At 75.4% G+C, this 1,334-nt stretch carries 1 protein-coding gene; it reads right to left on the reverse strand.

Translation table 11 applies throughout. The features are described 5' to 3' along the window. Window positions 1-1,262: proteasome accessory factor PafA2 family protein (locus HMPREF3105_RS12455; RefSeq protein ID WP_070709909.1), on the reverse strand; the 1,262-nt coding region annotated here is incomplete at its 3' end. Window positions 1,263-1,334: the final 72 nt, after the last annotated feature.

The following is a 1,334-nucleotide window of genomic DNA, read 5'->3' on the forward strand; positions in this document are numbered from 1 at the left end:
GACAGCGGATCCGCGGTGGCGTCGTCGAGGTCGATGGCCCAGGCCTCCAGCACCTCGCGCGTCTGCGGATCCGTCACCCCGAAGGCGGCGCAGTGGGCGCGGGCCGCGTCCAGGTAGGACCGCAGGATCTGCAGCCCGGTCCAGTGCCGGCGCACGGGGCCGTCCGCGGTGCGTTCGAGCAGCGGCACCGTGGCCCGCAGACCCGGGTCGTGGCTGATCGTCTGCAACGCGGCCACCGGGTCGTCCAGGGTGAGCCGGGGCGCCGTCCCGGCCTCGGCCATCGCGAGGACGAGCGCGGTCATGCCCATCCGCAGCCACGTGGCGTGCTGGCTCAGCGTCGCGTCGCCGATGATCACGTGGAGCCGGCGGTAGGCCTCGGGACGGGCGTGCGGCTCGTCCCGCGTGTTGACGATCGGCCGGTGGATCGTGGTCTCCAGCCCCACGGGCTCCTCGAAGTAGTCGGCCCGCTGCGACAGCTGGAAGCCCGGCCGCTCCCCCGCCGGGCCGAGCCCCACGCGGCCCGCGCCCACGAGCACCTGCCGCGCCGCGAAGAACGGCAGCAGGACGGCGGTGAGCTCCTCGAAGTCGAGGGACCGGGCCACGAGGTAGTTCTCGTGCGCGCCGTAGGACTGGCCCTTGCCGTCCACGTTGTTCTTGTAGACCAGCACCTCCGGGGCGCCCTCGGCCTGGCCGATGTGCTCGGCCGCCGCCTGCGCGACCAGGTCACCGGCGGCGTCCCACACCATGGCGTCCCGCGGGGTGGTCGTCTCCGGCGACGAGTACTCCGGGTGGGCGTGGTCCACGTACCAGCGCGCACCGTTGGCCAGCACGGTGGACAGGAGCAGGTGCACGGGCTCCCCGTCCGGGCCCACGAGCGCCTCGTCGGTCAGCTGCGAGGGGTGCGCCGCCGAACGCGGCAGCCGCCAGCCGCGGGCGTCCACGAGCGGCGACTCCCCCGTGTAGTCCCACTCCGTGCCGGCCACCGCCGAGCCGGACCGGGTGACCAGGTCCGCGTACGCGTTCACGAGCTCGACCGAGAGCACGCTGTGGTGCGCCCCCGGGTTGGCCGGCGCGTGGATGCCGAACTCGGTCTCCGTGCCCATCACCCGGTGCACGCCCCAGCCGGCGGCGTCCCTCCCGTTCGGGGGCACCGCCGCGCCGTGGAACAGCCGGCGCTGGCCCTCGAAGGCGGGGGTCGGGCCGACGTCGACGGCGGCGGCCCGGGCGAAGCCGTCCGCGGCCCCGCGGCCGAACGCGCTCATGCCTCGACCCCCCGGACCATGCGCAGCGAGCGCAGCCGAGGACCGCGCCAGCCGGAGGTGCGCGCCCACTCG

Origin of the sequence: Micrococcus sp. HMSC31B01, assembly GCF_001816085.1 — a bacterium.
In the GTDB taxonomy this organism is placed as follows: Bacteria; Actinomycetota; Actinomycetes; order Actinomycetales; family Micrococcaceae; genus Micrococcus; species Micrococcus luteus.